Source organism: Aquitalea pelogenes, from assembly GCF_001515305.1.
Classification (GTDB): Bacteria; Pseudomonadota; Gammaproteobacteria; order Burkholderiales; family Chromobacteriaceae; genus Aquitalea; species Aquitalea pelogenes.
Genome location: NZ_LNQV01000038.1, coordinates 24,406 through 40,167 on the forward strand (window position 1 = coordinate 24,406; position 15,762 = coordinate 40,167).

Sequence of the window (15,762 nt, forward strand, 5' to 3'; positions counted from 1 at the left end):
GCTTAGCTCCCGGCGTTGGCCTTGCGGTCGCGCCGCATGTCGTGGAACACGATGGGGGTGGCCTTCTTCTTGCCAAACAGGCTGGATTCCGACGTGCCACCGGAGCAGCCATTGCCGAAGGTGAAGCCACAGCTGGCCTTGTCGTCGAAGGTGTTTTCCACCATTTCCTTGTGGCTGGACGGAATCACGAAGCGGTCTTCGTAATTGGCAATCGCCATCACCTGGTACATTTCCTCCACCTGGGCCGGTTTCAGATGCGTACCGCGCAAGGTGGCCGCATCGCTTACCTTTTCCACGCTCTTCTTGCGCATGTAACGGCGCATGGCCACCATGGTTTCCAGCGCGCTCACCACCGGCTCTTCCTTGCCTGCGGTCAGCAGGTTGGCCAGATAGCGGATGGGGATGCGCAGGTCTTTTACGTCCGGAATGATGCCGTTTTCACCGATCAGGCCGTTTTCCAGCGCGCTCTGAATGGGCGACAGCGGCGGGATGTACCACACCATGGGCAGGGTGCGGTATTCCGGATGCAGCGGGAAGGCTACTTTCCATTCCATGGCCATCTTGTACACCGGCGAATTCTGCGCGGCGCTGATCCAGGCTTCCGGAATGCCCTGCTTGCGGGCCTCGGCCTGGATTTCCGGCGAATTCGGGTCGAGGAACACGCCCAGCTGCGCTTCGTACAGGCTCTTCGGGTCTTCCACGCTGGCAGCGGCTTCGATGCGGTCGGCATCGTACAGCAGCACGCCCAGGTAGCGGATGCGGCCTACGCAGGTTTCCGAGCACACGGTCGGCTGGCCAGCCTCGATACGCGGGTAGCAGAAGATGCACTTCTCGGCCTTGCCACTGGTCCAGTTGTAGTAAATCTTCTTGTACGGGCAGCCGGACACGCACATGCGCCAGCCGCGGCACTTGTCCTGGTCGATCAGCACGATGCCGTCGTCTTCGCGCTTGTAGATGGAGCCGGACGGGCAGGAGGCGACACAGGCCGGGTTCAGGCAGTGTTCGCACAGGCGCGGCAGATACATCAGGAAGGTGTTCTCGAAGGCCGAGTACATTTCCTTCTGGATGCCTTCAAACAGGGCATCCTTGCTGCGCTTGGAGAACTCGCCACCCAGGTCGTCTTCCCAGTTGGGGCCCCATTCGATCTTGTCCATCTTCTTGCCGGTCAGCACCGATACCGGGCGCAGTCGGCGGAGTCTGCATTTCCGGCGCGTTCTGCAGGTGCTCGTAATCGAAGGTAAAGGGCTCGTAGTAGTCGTCAATCGACGGCAGGTTGGGGTTGGCAAAGATATTGGCCAGAATGCGCATCTTGCCGCCCTGCTTGGGCACTAGCTTGCCATTGGGCTTGCGTTCCCAGCCGCCCTGCCATTTTTCCTGGTTTTCCCAGTCCTTGGGGTAGCCGACGCCGGGCTTGCTTTCCACATTGTTGAACCAGGCGTATTCCACGCCGTCGCGGCTGGTCCAGACGTTCTTGCAGGTGACTGAACAGGTATGGCAGCCAATGCACTTGTCCAGGTTCAGTACCATGCCGATTTGTGCACGGATTTTCATTTGTCTTCTCCTGCAGCTGATCCATCCAATCCACTTTTTTCATCTTGCGCACGATGACGAATTCGTCACGGTTGGCACCCACCGTCCCGTAGTAGTTGAAGCCCCAGGACAGCTGGGCGTAACCGCCAATCATGTGCGTCGGCTTGGTCACCGCACGGGTCACCGAGTTGTGGATGCCGCCGCGCTTGCCGCTGGTTTCCGCACCCGGCACGTTCACGATTTTTTCCTGGGCGTGGTACATCAGCGTCATGCCTTCCGGTACACGCTGCGATACCACCGCACGGGCGGTCAGCGTGCCGTTGACGTTGAATACTTCGATCCAGTCGTTGTCGACGATGCCGGCCTTTTTGGCGTCCACTTCCGATACCCATACGTGTGGGCCGCCACGCGACAGCGTCAGCATGCGCAGGTTGTCCGAATAGGTACTGTGGATGCCCCATTTCTGGTGCGGGGTGATGAAGTTGAGCACCAGCTCGTGGTTGCCGTTGGACTTCTTGCCCAGGATGGCCTGGGTGGTTTTCAGGTCCACATGCGGCTTGAACACGCACAGGCCCTCGCCGAAGGCACGCATCCACTGGTGATCCTGATAGAACTGCTGGCGGCCGGTGATGGTGCGCCATGGAATCAGCTCGTGCACATTGGTGTAACCGGCGTTGTAGCTGACTTCTTCGCTTTCCAGGCCAGACCATGTCGGCGAGGAAATGATCTTGCGCGGCTGCGCCTGCACGTCGCGGAAGCGGATGCTGTCATGCTCGCGCGGCAGAGCCAGATGGGTGTGGTCGATACCGGTTACCTTGGACAAGGCTTCCCAGGCTTTCACTGCCACGTGGCCATTGGTTTCCGGCGCCAGGGTCAGAATCATCTCGGCCGCGTCGATGGCGGTATTGAGCCGTGGCTGGCCCTTGCCCGCGCCCTCGGCCACGGTATGGTTCAGGCCGCGCAGCACGTCCACTTCGTGGCCAGTTTTCCAGCTGATGCCCTTGCCGCCATTGCCCACTTTTTCCAGCAAGGGGCCGATGGAGGTGAACTTGTCGTAGATGGCACCGTAGTCCCGCTCCACCACGGTCATGGCCGGCATGGTCTTGCCCGGCACCGGTTCGCACTCGCCCTTCTTCCAGTCACGCGGGTCAAACGGCTGGCCCAGTTCCTGCGGGGTGTCGTGCATCAGCGGGGTGAGTACCAGGTCCTGTTGCACGCCCAGGTAGTCCTTGCCGATTTCGGAAATCTTCTTGGCAAAGCCCTTGTAGATTTCCCAGTCCGACTTGGCCTGCCACAGCGGCTGTACGGCTTCGGACAGCGGGTGGATGAAGGGGTGCATGTCGGAGGTGTTCAGATCGTCCTTTTCATACCAGGTAGCGGTCGGCAGCACGATGTCGCCGTACAGGCAGGTGGTGGACATGCGGAAGTCCAGCACCACCAGCAGGTCCAGCTTGCCTTCCACCGCCGGACGCACGGTGATTTCGGTCGGCTTGATGCAGTCTTCCTCATTGCCCATCACCGCGTTCTGGGTGCCCAGCAGGTATTTGAGGAAGTATTCGTGGCCCTTGCCGGAGCTGCCCAGGATATTGGAACGCCACACAAACATATTGCGCGGGAAGTTCTTCGGGTTGTCCGGGTCGTTGCAGGACATGTCCAGCGTGCCGTTTTTCAGGCTGTCCACGGCAAACGGAATGGCGTCCTTGCCAGCCGCCTTGGCGGCGCGGGTGATGTCCAGCGGGTTGGTGGTCAGCTGCGGGGTGGACGGCAGCCAGCCCATGCGTTCGGCCTTGGCGTTGTAGTCGATCAGGCTCATGTTAGCCATCTTGCCGTCGGCCGTCGGGCACAGGATTTCATTGATGCCCAGCTTTTCATGCCGCCACTGGCTGGTATGGGCGTAGAAGAAGCTGGTGCCGTTCATCTGGCGCGACGGACGCACCCAGTCACCGGCAAAGGCCAGCGGTGCCCAGCCGGTTTGCGGACGCAGCTTTTCCTGGCCCACATAGTGGCACCAGCCACCACCGCTCTGGCCGATACAGCCACACAGCATCAGCATGTTGATGATGCCGCGGTAGCTCATGTCCATGTGATACCAGTGGTTGAGCGCAGCACCGACAATCACCATGGATTTGCCGTGGGTCTGATCGGCGTTCTGGGCGAATTCGCGCGCTACCTGGATCACCATTTCCGGCTTCACGCCGGTGTGCTTTTGCTGCCAGGCCGGGGTGTACGGCACGTCGGCCATGTAGTCATTGGTGACATTGCCACCGCCCAGGCCACGGTCGATACCGTAGTTGGCTGCCATCAGGTCGAATACCGTGGCCACCAGTGCAGTGCTGCCATCAGCCAGCACCACCTTGCGCGCCGGGACATTGCGGGTGAGCAGTTCTTCGTGTTCGGCACCAAAGTAAGGGAAGCCGACGCCAACTACTTGGTCACGGTTTTCAATCAGCGACAGACGGGCCGATACCTCGCGGCCAGTGCTGCCGTCATGCTGTTGCAGGTTCCACTTGCCGCTTTGCCCCCAGCGGAAGCCGATGGAACCGGTGGGAGCCACGATGTCGCCACTGGTTTCGTCGAATACCAGGGTCTTCCATTCCGGGTTGTTGTCTTCGTTGAGGTTGTTTGCCAGATGGCTGGCGCGCAGGAAGTAGTCCGGCACATAGCGTTCGCCATCCTTGCGCAGCGTCACCAGCATCGGCATGTCGGTGTAGCGGCGGATGTAGTCGGTGAAGTAGGCCGACGGCTTGTCCAGGTGGAATTCCTTGAAGATGACATGGCCCATGGCCATGGCCAGTGCGGCATCGGTACCCTGCTTCGGTGCCAGCCAGATGTCGCCGAACTTGGCCATTTCGCCAAAGTCACTGGAAACCGCCACGGTCTTGGTGCCCTTGTAGCGCACTTCGGTATAAAAGTGGGCGTCCGGGGTACGGGTCATCGGAATGTTGGAGCCCCACACCATCAGGTAGGTGGAGTTGTACCAGTCGGCCGATTCGGCCACGTCGGTCTGTTCGCCCCAGATTTGCGGGCTGGCCGGCGGCAAGTCGCAATACCAGTCGTAGAAGGACAGCGGCACGCCGCCGATCAGGCTGAGGTAACGGCTGCCCGCAGCGTAGGACACCATGGACATGGCCGGAATCGGCGAGAAGCCCACCACGCGGTCCGGGCCGTAATTCTTGATGGTGTAGGCATTGGAAGCCGCGATGATTTCGTTGGCTTCATCCCAGTTGGCGCGCACGAAACCGCCCTGGCCGCGCTTGCTCTTGTACTGCTTGGCCAGTTCCGGGTTCTGGCTGATGTGCTCCCAGGCTTCAACCGGGCCCATGCTCTTGCGCGCTTCGCGCCACAGTTTGGCCAGACGGCCACGGATCATCGGATATTTCACGCGCTGGGCGGAGTACACATACCAGCTGTACGAAGCGCCACGCGGGCAACCGCGCGGCTCGTGATTGGGCAGGTCCGGCCGGGTGCGCGGATAGTCGGTCTGCTGGGTTTCCCAGGTAATCAGCCCGTTTTTGACATACACCTTCCAGCTACAGGAGCCGGTGCAGTTCACCCCGTGGGTGGAACGCACGATCTTGTCGTGCTGCCAGCGTTGGCGATAGGCGTTTTCCCACTGGCGGTCTTCATTCACCACCGCGCCATGGCCATCGGCAAAGGTGGATTTCACCTTGCCAAGGAAATTCAGTCTGTCCAGAAAGTGGCTCATCTTGCCTCCGAGTTTTTACCGCCAGTTGCGGTGCCGCGGCCGCGCCGCGCAGACATTGCTTACGCTGGACAGATTAAGTCCGGGCAACAACGACGCCCATTCGCCACTAGAGGAAAAGCCCCTGCGCAGAGTGAGGAGACGCGCTAGACCATAAGGAGTAGTCCGCCTGCTCCACCCCCTGGCCAGAATGCAAAAAGCGCCCGCATGGGGCGCTTGTGTTGCGGCTGGATGCAAGAAGCAATCAGCAAGGCATGTCGGCATTCTTGCGTGCGTAGAACCACCAGTTGATCAGCACGCAGCTGGCGTAGAACAGGATGAAGGCATACAGCGCGGCCTCCACGCCACCGGTCATGGAAATGGAGGTGCCATAGCTCTTGGGAATGAAGAACCCGCCATAAGCACCAATGGCACCGGAGAAGCCCAGCACCGCCGCCGCTTCACGCGTGGCATCGGCCTGTGCCTGCTTTTGTGCCGCCTCGCCCTTGCCGGCCAGGCGCTGATGCAGGGTGAGGAAGATCACCGGCACCTGCATGAAGGTGGAACCGTTACCTACACCGGTCAGCGCAAACAGGCAGAGGAACATGGCAAAAAAGCCCTGGAAACTGCCGCCCTGGCCTGCATGCGGCAAGAACACCAGCACGCCGCCCACCGCCAGCATCATCAGCAGGAATACCGCCTGGGTTACCTTGGCACCGCCAATCTTGTCTGCCAGCCAGCCACCTACCGGACGCGCCAGCGCGCCCACCAGCGGGCCGTAGAACACGTATCTGGTGGGGTCCACATCCGGGAACTGGCCTTTCATCAGCAGCGGGAAACCGGCAGAGAAACCGATGAAGGAACCAAAGGTGCCGATGTACAGCCAGCACATCAACCAATTGTGCTTGCGCTTGAAAATGACCACCTGGTCGGCAAAGGAAGCACGCGCCGAGGCAATGTCGTTCATGCCCAGCCAGGCGGCAATGGTGGACAGCACAATAAAGGGTACCCAGACAAAACCGGCATTCTGCAGCCACATTTTCTTGTGCACCGCCGCCTTCACCCACACTTGCGGCTCGCCGCCAAAGGCACCGAACACGCCCATGGTAATCACCAGCGGCACCACGAACTGCACCAGCGACACCCCCAGATTACCCAGACCGGCATTCAGACCCAGCGCCGTGCCCTTTTCCGCCTTGGGAAAAAAGAAGCTGATATTGGACATGGACGAGCTGAAATTGCCGCCACCAAAGCCGCACAGCAAGGCCAGCACCACCATGGTGATGTAGCTGGTATTCGGGTCCTGCACCGCGTAACCGATGCCGACAGCCGGAATCAGCAGGCTGGCGGTGGAAATGGCGGTCCACTTGCGGCCACCGAAAATCGGCACCATGAAGCTGTAGAAAATGCGCAGCGTGGCACCGGACAGTGCCGGCAGCGCAGCCAGCCAGAACAGCTGGTTCTGGCTGTAGCTGAAGCCGATATTGGGCATGTTCAGCACTGCCACGCTCCACACCTGCCAGATGACAAAAGCCAGCATCAGCGCGGGGATGGATATCCACAGATTGCGCCGGGCAACAGCCTTGCCCTCCTGCTGCCAGAACTCCTTGTTTTCCGGTTCCCACCGGTTAAGTACATGTGACATCACGTCCTCCCTGACGGCCACTCGGCCATCAATCAAAAATGGGGTTGCCGGGCCTAGCCGGCCTTGCTGGCTGCCAGTGCAGCCTTGCCCTGTGCGGGCTTGAAGGAAAAGTGCATCCACACCAGCGACACGCACACCGTGCCGTACAGCAGCATGAAGGCGCTGCTGCGCACGCCGGTGACATCCAGCAGCACGCCAAACAGGATGGGCAGCAGGAAACCGCCCATGCCGCCAGCCAGACCCACCACGCCGGATACCGCGCCGATATTGTCGGGAAACTCGTTGGCAATGAACTTGAACACCGAGGCCTTGCCGATGGCCATGGCAATGCCCACGCCAAACAGCATCAGAGTGAAGGGAACAACGCTCAGGCCGATATGAAAGCTTTGCACGCCGTGCGTGGTGGTGATGCTGAAGTCGGTTTGCGGATAGGACAGGATGAAAAACGCCACCCAGCAGGTCCACATCACGCCCCAGGTCACCTTGTAGGGGCCAAAGCGGTCGGACAGCCAGCCGCCCATCGCCCGCAGCACGCCGCCAGGCAGGGAGAAACAGGCCGCCAGAAAGGCCGCATGCTTGATGTCAAAGCCGTACTCGCCCACGTAGTACTTGGTCATCCACAGCGCCAGCGCCACATAGCCGCCAAACACCACCGAGTAGTACTGGCAGTAGCGCAGCACCGCCGGGTTCTTCATCAAGGCCAGTTGTGCACCCAGGCTGGCCTTGCTGCGTACCAGATGGGCCGTGTCCTGATAGGAAAACAGCCAGAACAGAATGGCCGTCACCAGCATGATGCCGGCGTACACCGAAGGCACCAGCTGCCAGCCACCGATGGCGATGATGCCGGGGGCCACCAGCTTGGTGAGCGAGGAACCGGCATTACCGGCCCCGAACACCCCCATGGCCATGCCCTGCTGTTCCGGCTTGAACCAGCGCGCCACATAGGGCGTGCCCACCGAAAACGCACCGCCGGCCAGCCCCACCAGCAAGCCGATGGCCAGGAACTGCCAGTAAGCCGTGGCGTACTGCATGATGAAAATGAAGGGCACGCAGGTCAGCATCAGCACAAACAGCACGATGCGGCCGCCAAAACGGTCGGTCCAGATGCCCAGCGGCACCCGTACCAGCGAGCCGGACAGCACCGGCGTGGCGGCGAGGATGCCGAATTCGGTTTCGTTCAGGCCCAGATGCTGCTTGATGGGAATACCCAGCACGGCAAACATCATCCAGATCATGAAACAGATGGTGAAGGCAATGGTGCTGGAAGCCAGTACCGCATACTGCTTGAAGCGTAATGAAGCCATGATGCCAAGCTCCGCTATTGGGATAGCTGGCATTTAACCCTTTTCCACACGCGGGAAATATTCACCGATAGCAGCACACCAGGCGGCATGAGGAGCTAGACCACAGCGGCAGATGGAGAAGCCGGACTAATCACAATGGGGGATGGTCAGCCGCCAAACCCTGCCACAGCAGGCTGTCTGACTGCGCTCGGCGCGGCGGCATTCTCCACCTAATGGAGAATTGCTGTCACATGGGACAGGCATTATTGTTAAGCTGGAATACAGTCAGACGGCCCTGCCCTCTGAAGCCCCCAGCCCCACCGGACCCGCCCTGAATGATGCTTTACCAGACCCCGCAATGGCGCAGCCTGTCCACCAAACTGCTGATGCTGACCATCGCCTGGCTGCTGCTGGCCATGACCTCCATCGGCTACACCCTGGTGTTGTCGTGGAAGCTGGAAGGCGGTGCCGCCGCCATCAACGACGCCGGCAGCCTGCGCATGCGCAGCTATCACATTGCCCTGCAAGTGAGCGAAGGCGCGCCGCTGACCGCCATACACGATGAAGAACAGCAATTTGCCACCATTCTGGCGCGCCTGAAAAAGGGCGACCCGGCCCGGCCGCTGTTCTTGCCGGACAATGCCGCCGTGCACCAGCAGGTGGCGCTCATCGAGCAAGCCTGGCGACAGGACATGCAGCCCCTGCTGGAAAACGCCGCCCGGCAGGCGGGCCAGCCACGCAAGATGGAGCGGCCTGACATTGCCAGCTTCGTCAACCGCATCGACCGGCTGGTGAAACTGGTGGAAGAGGACAATGCGCGCAACACCACCTTGCTGCGCTTTTTCCAGATGGCGCTGATTGCCATGGCCATTGTCGGCTCGTTCAGCATGATGTTCTTGCTGTTCCTGCTGGTGATCCGCCCGCTCAATGCCCTGGGTGAAGGCATGCTGCGGCTGCGCGACGGCCAGCTGGATGCGCGGGTGGGCGTGGACAGCAGCGAGGAATTTGCCTCCATTGCCACCGGCTTCAACCAGATGGCCGACCGCCTGCAGGACCTGTACACCACGCTGGAACAGAAAGTGGCCGACAAAACCCGCTCGGTGGAAGAAAAAAACCGCCAGTTGGCCGCCCTCTACAATGTCACGGCCTTTTTGCACGGCTCGCACACGCTGGACAATATGTGCAGCGGTTTCATCTCCAGACTGATCGAACTGACCGGCGCCGATGCCGGCAGCGTACGGCTGGTGGATTTCAAGCGTGGCCGGCTGGAACTGATTGCCCAGCAAGGCCTGCCGCTGGACATGCTGGAGCACGACGACTGCGCCCCCATCGACGGCTGCCTGTGCGGCGATGCCGTGCAACAGCCGGTGTCGGTGATTCACCGTTTCGACCAGCTGCCAAAACTGGAAGAAAAACACTGCCAGCGCGCCGGTTTTGCCAGCATTTCAGTGTTTCACATCCGCCATAACCAGAATAACGTCGGCATTTTCACGCTGTACTTCTACCAGCAGCCGCAATTGACCGCGCAAGACCAGTTCTTGCTGGAGACTCTGGGCAGCCACCTGGGCGTAGCGGTGGAAAACCAGCGCCTGGCCGCCCGCGACCGCCAGTTTGCCGTGGCCGAGGAACGCAACCTGATGGCGCAGGGCCTGCACGACAGCATTGCCCAGTCGCTGTCCTTCCTCAATCTGCAAGTCCAGATGCTGGAAGCCGCGCTGGCCGACAAGCAAACCGAACAGGCAGAGGAAAACCTGGCCTGCATCCGTGCCGGCGTGCAGGAATGTTACGAGGACGTGCGCGAACTGCTGCTCAACTTCCGCACCCGCATCAACAAGGAAGACTTTGCCGATGCGGTACGCACCTTGCTGGACCGTTTTGAAAAGCAGGCCCGCGTGCCCACCCAGCTCAGCCTCAGCGGCAACGGCTTGGCGCTGGACCCGCAGCAGCAGTTGCAGGTGATTTTCATCCTGCAAGAAGCGCTGTCCAATGTACGCAAACATGCCCACGCCCGTCGCGTGATGGTGGAAATCCGCAATGATGCCGATTTTTGCATGCTGATACGCGATGATGGCTGCGGCTTTGACGAAGACCTGGTCGCCAGCCGCCGCTCCAGCCATGTCGGCCTGTCCATCATGCAGGAACGCGCAGCCCGCATTCATGGCCAGATCAGCGTGCAAGCCCATAGCGATGGCGGCACCGAAGTCAGCCTGTTGTTACCCCATACCGAAAGACAAGCCGCATGAGCACCATCCGCATCCTGCTGGTCGATGACCACACCCTGTTTCGCAGCGGCCTGAAAGCCCTGCTGCAACGACAAAGCGACTTTGACATCGTCGGTGAAGCCGCCGACGGCCTGGAAGGCGTCAAACTGTGCGAACAACTGAAGCCCGACGTGGTGCTGCTGGACATCGACATGCCGCAGATGAACGGCCGCGAAGCGCTGGCGCAAATCCTGGTCACCCAGCCGCAGCTGGCGGTACTGATGCTCACCGTATCCGAGGACGGTGAGGACCTGGCCGAGTGCCTGAAAACCGGCGCACGCGGCTATCTCTTGAAAAACATCAATGCCGACTTCCTGCTGGACAGCATCCGCCGCGCGGTGGATGGCGACAGCGTGCTGTCACCGGAAATGACATCCAAACTGCTGTCGCAATTGCGCGGCGGCGAAAGCAGCAAGGGCAAGCGCAGCGGCGTGGAGCAGCTGACCCAGCGCGAGCGGGAAATCCTGGCCTGGCTCAGCCGTGGCGTCAGCAACAAGGAAATCGCCCGCTCGCTGGACCTGGCCGAGAGCACCATCAAGGTGCATGTGCAGAATATCCTGCGCAAACTCAGCCTCAACGGCCGGGTACAAGCCGCGCTGTTTGCCGTCGAACACGGGCTGGACAAGCTGCCCTGAATCATGTCCTTGTCATGACTTGGCATGAATAGTATTGAAGCTGGCAAAAAGGACAACTACCATGTCATACATGGACACGCCCAACCCTGACGCTGCCTGCCTGACACCATGACTTCCTTTGCGCTGCTGGATGCACTGCACACCCCTGTCTGGATCATCCTGCCAGACAGCGGAAAACTGTTGTTTGCCAACCGGCAGGCCAGACAGCTGTCCCGCGATCAGGACATCGCCTGCCTGCGGGGTGGTCATCTGTCCGCACGCGCACTGGAACAGCTGAGCGACTACAGCCCGGACATGCTGCAATACCAGCAGGTGGTGGAAGTATGGACCCTGCCCGGCGAAAACGGCCCGCAAGTGCTGTGCTGCCATCTGGGCCATCTGCTACTGGGTGATGGCCGCCCGGCCATCATTGCCGAAGGCATGCTGGAATCCGCCCTGCCGACAGTTAACACCAGCACCCTGTCTGCCGACCCCGGACGCGACGGCAGCTTCCACGAAATGCTGATGCAAACCAATAGCGCGCCCATGCTGCTGATCGACCCGGCCGATGATGGCCGCATCGTCAATGTCAATCAGGCAGCGGCCCGTTTTTATGGTTACCCGCGCGAAGTATTCATCCACAAGCACACCTGGGAAATCAACGCCATGGGGCGGGACATCCTGCCGGTGATGCACCATATCTCCCAGCTGCCGGGCGGGCACAAGCCCCTGAGTTTTGTCCACCGGCTGGCCGATGGCAGCCTGCGCGACGTACAGACCTATGCCGGGCCAGTGGTTATAAACGGCCAGCGGCTGATGTTGTGCGTGGTGCACGACATCACCGAGCAAAAACGGCTGAAGGCCGAACTGGAACAGGCCGCGCTGAAAGACCCGCTCACCGGCCTGTGGAACCGGCGGCACCTGCTGCTGCAACTGGAACGCGCCATCCAGGACAAGCGGCGCTTTGGCAACGATTTCAGCCTGATCCTGATCGACGCAGACAACTTCAAGCAGATCAACGACCAGCACGGTCACTTTACCGGTGACGAAGTGCTGGTCTGGCTGGCCCGCACCCTGGAGTCACGCGTGCGGGCACAGGATACCGTGTGCCGCTGGGGCGGCGAGGAGTTCGTCATCCTGCTGCCGCAAACCAGTCACGACAATGCCATGCGTCTGGCCGAGGCGCTGCGCCACACCGTGGCAGCAAACCGTCATGAAAAACTGCCGGCCATCACGATAAGCCTGGGCGTAGCCATCCACCAGGACAATGAAACGGTGGAAAGCCTTATCATGCGGGTGGACAACGCGCTGTATCAGGCCAAGCACCTGGGCCGCAACCGCGTGATGGCGGCCTGAGCCGCCCCCTACTCCCTACGGCGTAGCCCGGCCTCCACCACTGGCCAACTGGCAAGCCGCCACGCTCAGCCTACACTGGCAGCCATTCTCCCCTTCTGGTGCCAGCCATGCTGTCCGACCGTTTTGGCAGAACCATCGACTATCTGCGGGTGTCCGTCACCGACCGCTGCGACCTGCGTTGCAGCTACTGCATTCCCAAAGGCTTCAAGGGCTTCGAGGAACCGGCCAACTGGCTGCGCTTTGACGAAATAGAGCGCGTGGTAGCCGCCTTTGCCCGGCTGGGCACGCGCCGCTTCCGCCTGACCGGCGGCGAACCGCTGCTGCGGCGTGACTTGCCGCAACTGGTAGGCACGCTGGCAGCACTGCCGGGGGTTGAAGACCTGTCGCTCACCAGCAATGGCACCCAGCTGGCCAGCCTGGCCGCACCGCTTAAATCCGCCGGCCTGCACCGGCTCAACATCAGCCTGGATTCGCTGCGCCGCGACTGCGTGGCCAGCATCAGTGGCAGCGACAGCCTGGACAAGGTGCTGTCAGGGCTGGCCGCCGCCAAAGCGGCAGGGTTTGCCAATATCAAGATCAATATGGTGCCGCTGGCCGGGGTGAATGATGGTGATATCGAATCCATGCTGGCCTACTGCATGGAGCAGGGTTTTGTGCTGCGCCTGATCGAAGCCATGCCGATGGGCAGTACCGGCCAGGCCGCGCAAGGGCTGGACCTGAGCCAGTTGCTGGACAAACTCACCCGCCAGCACGGCCTGATTGCCAGCAGCCGCAGCCTGGGCGGCGGCCCGGCCTCTTACTGGCAGAATGCCGATGCCAGCTTCACCCTGGGGCTGATCACGCCGATGTCGCAGCACTTCTGCGCCACCTGCAACCGGGTGCGGCTATCGGTGGATGGCACGCTGTACATGTGCCTGGGGCAGGAAGAACAACTGGAACTGCGCCCGCTGCTGCGTGCCGGATGCAGCGACGCCGAACTGGAAGCTGCCATTCGCGCCGCCATCGAACTGAAACCGGAAAAACACGAATTCATCCAGCAGCCACAACAGGTGGTGCGCTTCATGTCGATGACCGGCGGCTAGGCAAGTTTGCCGCCACCGGCCTGTCAGCCAGCAAGGGCAACTGCAACAAGGCGGCAGTCATGCGTTGGGCCAGGTAATACAGCGAGCCCACCCCGCCATAACTCCAGGCCGGCGCCACCGCCGCCAGCCGCTGCTGCCGGACAAAGGGCATGCCCTGCCACAGCGGGCTGGCAAACAGCCGCCCCGCTTCAGCAAACGGTTGCTGATACAGCACCACCTCGTCTCCCCAGGCTGCCAGATCCACCACCCGCTGCTGGCTGATCCCCCATACCGAAGCCGCCGGCGTGCTGGTGGTGTTCAGTCCCAGCCGGCGCAAGGCCAGCACCGGCATGGCATTGCTGCCATATACATACACGCTGGAGGCATTGGCAAAACGGATGACCTGCACCCGTGGCAGACGCCGGGCACCATGCGCCTGCAATTGCTGACGCAATTGCGCAAAGCCCTGTGCCAGCTGGCCAAGCCTGGTTTTAGCCTGCGGCTGGCGGCCCAGCACCCGGCCCAGTTGCAGGAAAATGGCTTCGGCTGCCTGGGCATGGTCCTCGTTCGGGCGGAAAGCATCGATGGTCAGCACCGGCGCAATGGCTTGCAGCCGCGGGCGCAAGGCACCCAGCACCGGACTGCTGAGGATCAGATCAGGCTTCAGGCTGGCCAGCAATTCCAGGTTCGGCTCCAGCCGGCTGCCCGCCGACAGCGCTCCGGCGGGTAGCAATGGCTGCGCCACCCAGCGCCGGTAGTCGTCGGCATCCGCCACCGCCAGCGGAGTGATTCCCAGCTCCAGCAGGTTTTCCGCCGCCTCCCAGCTGAGCGCCACAATACGCTTGGCTGCCGGCATGGCCGGTGCAGCCCTCAGCTCATCCACACCACCGGCCATGGCCGGGCAGGCCAGCACCCACCACAACAGGACACAAAACCAGCCACGCCTCATTGCCCACCTCCACGCCGCAGGCGCTGCCACCCCAGCAACAACAGGAAATAACAACCGCACAAAACCGATGCCAGCATGCCCAGCGGCAATTGCCGCGGGTAAATCATCACCCGCCCCAGCCAGTCGGCCAGCAGCAGCAAACCGGCCCCCAGCAAGGCGGCCACCAGCAGCTGTGTTGCCGCCTGCCGTGCTCCCAGCATGCTGGCTATATGCGGTGCCAGCAGGCCCAGAAACGCCACCGGCCCCAGTACCGCAGTCACCGTAGCAGTCAGCAAGGCCACCAGCAGCAGCAGGCCCAGACGGGCGGCAGCCAGATGCAGGCCACGGCCTTGCGCCAAGCCATCACCCAGACCAAGCAGGGTCAGCACGCGCTGGCAGGCCAGGGCCAGCGCGGCCAACAGCAGCACGGCCAGGCTGAGCCATACCGCCTGCGCCGGTGTCACCCGGTAACTGGAACCGGACAACCATGCCAATACCGCCAGGCTGTCCGGCGTGCCCCTGGCCAGCACCGTTTGCAACATGGCATCCAGCATGGCGGCCAGGGCAATGCCGCTGAGCGCCATCATGCCCGGCGCATACTGGTGGCGACGGCCCAGCCCAAGCAAGGCAGCCAGCACCAGCAAGGCCCCCAGCAAGGCAAACATGATGCCGTCCTCCAGCAAGGACCGCCCCAGGCAAGCGGCCACCAGCAGCATGCACAAGGTGGAGCCAGCCGACAGGCCGAGTAGATCGGGACTGGCCAGCGGGTTACGCAGCAGCCGCTGCAATAGCACGCCAGCCAGCGCCAGGCCCGCCCCGGCACTCAGGGCCACCAGACTGCGCGGCCAGCGCAGCGACCATAACAAGGCATCCGGCCACTGCCATTGCCAGCCGTCGGGGCCGGGGGCCAGTGCGATACTCAGCCAGCACAGGCCCAGCAAGGCCCCCAGAAGCAGCAGGTAGTTGCGCTTGCGCCACTGACGCTGACTGCCCGGCATCTGCAACATCGCCGTGTGCTGTGCCGCGTTCATGCTGCGCCGTACCAGCCACAGCAGCAGCGGCCCGCCCAGCAAGGCAGTCACCGCGCCGCTGGGCAGGCTGCTGCCCGCCCAGTGGCCGATGGCCAGTGCCAGACAATCGCTGCCCAGCAAACAAACCGCCCCCAGCAGCGCACTGCAGGCCAGTTGCGCCAGCGGACGGCGCGCACCCAGCAACTGGGCCAGATTGGGAGCCAGCAGGCCGATGAAACCGATCAGCCCCACCGCCGTCACCGTCACCGCGCTAAGCCACAGTGCCGCCAGCAACAGCAGCAGCGGCCCGCCCAGCAAGGCAGTCACCGCGCCGCTGGGCAGGCTGCTGCCCGCCCAGTGGCCGATGGCCAGTGCCAGACAATCGCTGCCCA

General features: G+C 61.9%; 10 protein-coding genes. 4 read left to right on the plus strand and 6 right to left on the minus strand.

All coding sequences use genetic code 11. The features are described from left to right. Positions 1 to 2 precede the first annotated feature (2 nt). The 4 genes from narH to AWT75_RS15275 all read right to left on the minus strand — a co-directional run bounded on the left by narH (position 3) and on the right by AWT75_RS15275 (position 8,161). Positions 3 to 1,154, minus strand: coding sequence for a nitrate reductase subunit beta (narH, locus tag AWT75_RS15260; protein WP_275575753.1), 1,152 nt, complete (start codon positions 1,152 to 1,154; stop codon positions 3 to 5). A gap of 104 nt (positions 1,155 to 1,258) precedes the next feature. Further along, positions 1,259 to 5,236, minus strand: a complete 3,978-nt coding sequence (locus AWT75_RS15265; protein WP_275575754.1) for a nitrate reductase subunit alpha — start codon at positions 5,234 to 5,236, stop codon at positions 1,259 to 1,261. Between the two features lie 241 nt (positions 5,237 to 5,477). After that, entirely contained in the window at positions 5,478 to 6,857 is a 1,380-nt protein-coding gene (locus AWT75_RS15270; protein ID WP_193394091.1) for a NarK family nitrate/nitrite MFS transporter, read from the minus strand. Positions 6,858 to 6,910: 53 nt separating this feature from the next. After that, complete coding sequence (locus AWT75_RS15275; RefSeq protein ID WP_062790149.1) at positions 6,911 to 8,161, minus strand: MFS transporter; 1,251 nt, start codon at positions 8,159 to 8,161, stop codon at positions 6,911 to 6,913. Between the two features lie 314 nt (positions 8,162 to 8,475). Between AWT75_RS15275 and AWT75_RS15280 the strand changes: the two genes are divergently transcribed. The 4 genes from AWT75_RS15280 (at position 8,476) to moaA (ending at position 13,453) form a co-directional block, all read left to right on the plus strand. Beyond that, complete coding sequence (locus tag AWT75_RS15280; RefSeq protein WP_153013347.1) at positions 8,476 to 10,383, plus strand: type IV pili methyl-accepting chemotaxis transducer N-terminal domain-containing protein; 1,908 nt, start codon at positions 8,476 to 8,478, stop codon at positions 10,381 to 10,383. Continuing rightward, on the plus strand, positions 10,380 to 11,036 hold the full coding sequence (locus AWT75_RS15285) for a response regulator (RefSeq protein WP_045846256.1): 657 nt from the start codon (positions 10,380 to 10,382) through the stop codon (positions 11,034 to 11,036). The genes AWT75_RS15280 and AWT75_RS15285 overlap by 4 nt, the downstream gene beginning before the upstream one ends. Before the next feature lie 108 nt (positions 11,037 to 11,144). Continuing rightward, positions 11,145 to 12,371, plus strand: coding sequence for a GGDEF domain-containing protein (locus AWT75_RS15290; protein WP_062790152.1), 1,227 nt, complete (start codon positions 11,145 to 11,147; stop codon positions 12,369 to 12,371). Positions 12,372 to 12,478: 107 nt separating this feature from the next. After that, positions 12,479 to 13,453: a GTP 3',8-cyclase MoaA gene (gene moaA, locus AWT75_RS15295; protein WP_062790156.1), complete on the plus strand. Its 975-nt coding sequence runs from the start codon at positions 12,479 to 12,481 to the stop codon at positions 13,451 to 13,453. On the opposite strand, the gene AWT75_RS15300 is transcribed toward moaA, so the two are convergent. Then, the gene (locus AWT75_RS15300) at positions 13,431 to 14,381 is read right to left on the minus strand and encodes an iron-siderophore ABC transporter substrate-binding protein (RefSeq protein WP_082696140.1); all 951 of its coding nucleotides are present in this window, start codon (positions 14,379 to 14,381) and stop codon (positions 13,431 to 13,433) included. The genes moaA and AWT75_RS15300 overlap by 23 nt on opposite strands. Further along, positions 14,378 to 15,762: iron chelate uptake ABC transporter family permease subunit (locus AWT75_RS15305; protein WP_062790159.1), on the minus strand; the 1,385-nt coding region annotated here is incomplete at its 5' end. The genes AWT75_RS15305 and AWT75_RS15300, both read right to left, overlap by 4 nt.

What these genes read in the sequence shown, in the direction of transcription:
- AWT75_RS15300 (WP_082696140.1), bottom strand. Translation starts at nt 14,381, where the DNA reads ATGAGGCGTGGCTGGTTTTGTGTCCTGTTGTGGTGGGTGCTGGCCTGC.
- AWT75_RS15280 (WP_153013347.1), top strand. Translation starts at nt 8,476, where the DNA reads ATGATGCTTTACCAGACCCCGCAATGGCGCAGCCTGTCCACCAAACTG.
- AWT75_RS15275 (WP_062790149.1), bottom strand. Translation starts at nt 8,161, where the DNA reads ATGGCTTCATTACGCTTCAAGCAGTATGCGGTACTGGCTTCCAGCACC.
- AWT75_RS15290 (WP_062790152.1), top strand. Translation starts at nt 11,145, where the DNA reads ATGACTTCCTTTGCGCTGCTGGATGCACTGCACACCCCTGTCTGGATC.
- moaA (WP_062790156.1), top strand. Translation starts at nt 12,479, where the DNA reads ATGCTGTCCGACCGTTTTGGCAGAACCATCGACTATCTGCGGGTGTCC.
- narH (WP_275575753.1), bottom strand. Translation starts at nt 1,154, where the DNA reads ATGGACAAGATCGAATGGGGCCCCAACTGGGAAGACGACCTGGGTGGC.
- AWT75_RS15285 (WP_045846256.1), top strand. Translation starts at nt 10,380, where the DNA reads ATGAGCACCATCCGCATCCTGCTGGTCGATGACCACACCCTGTTTCGC.
- AWT75_RS15270 (WP_193394091.1), bottom strand. Translation starts at nt 6,857, where the DNA reads ATGTCACATGTACTTAACCGGTGGGAACCGGAAAACAAGGAGTTCTGG.
- AWT75_RS15265 (WP_275575754.1), bottom strand. Translation starts at nt 5,236, where the DNA reads ATGAGCCACTTTCTGGACAGACTGAATTTCCTTGGCAAGGTGAAATCC.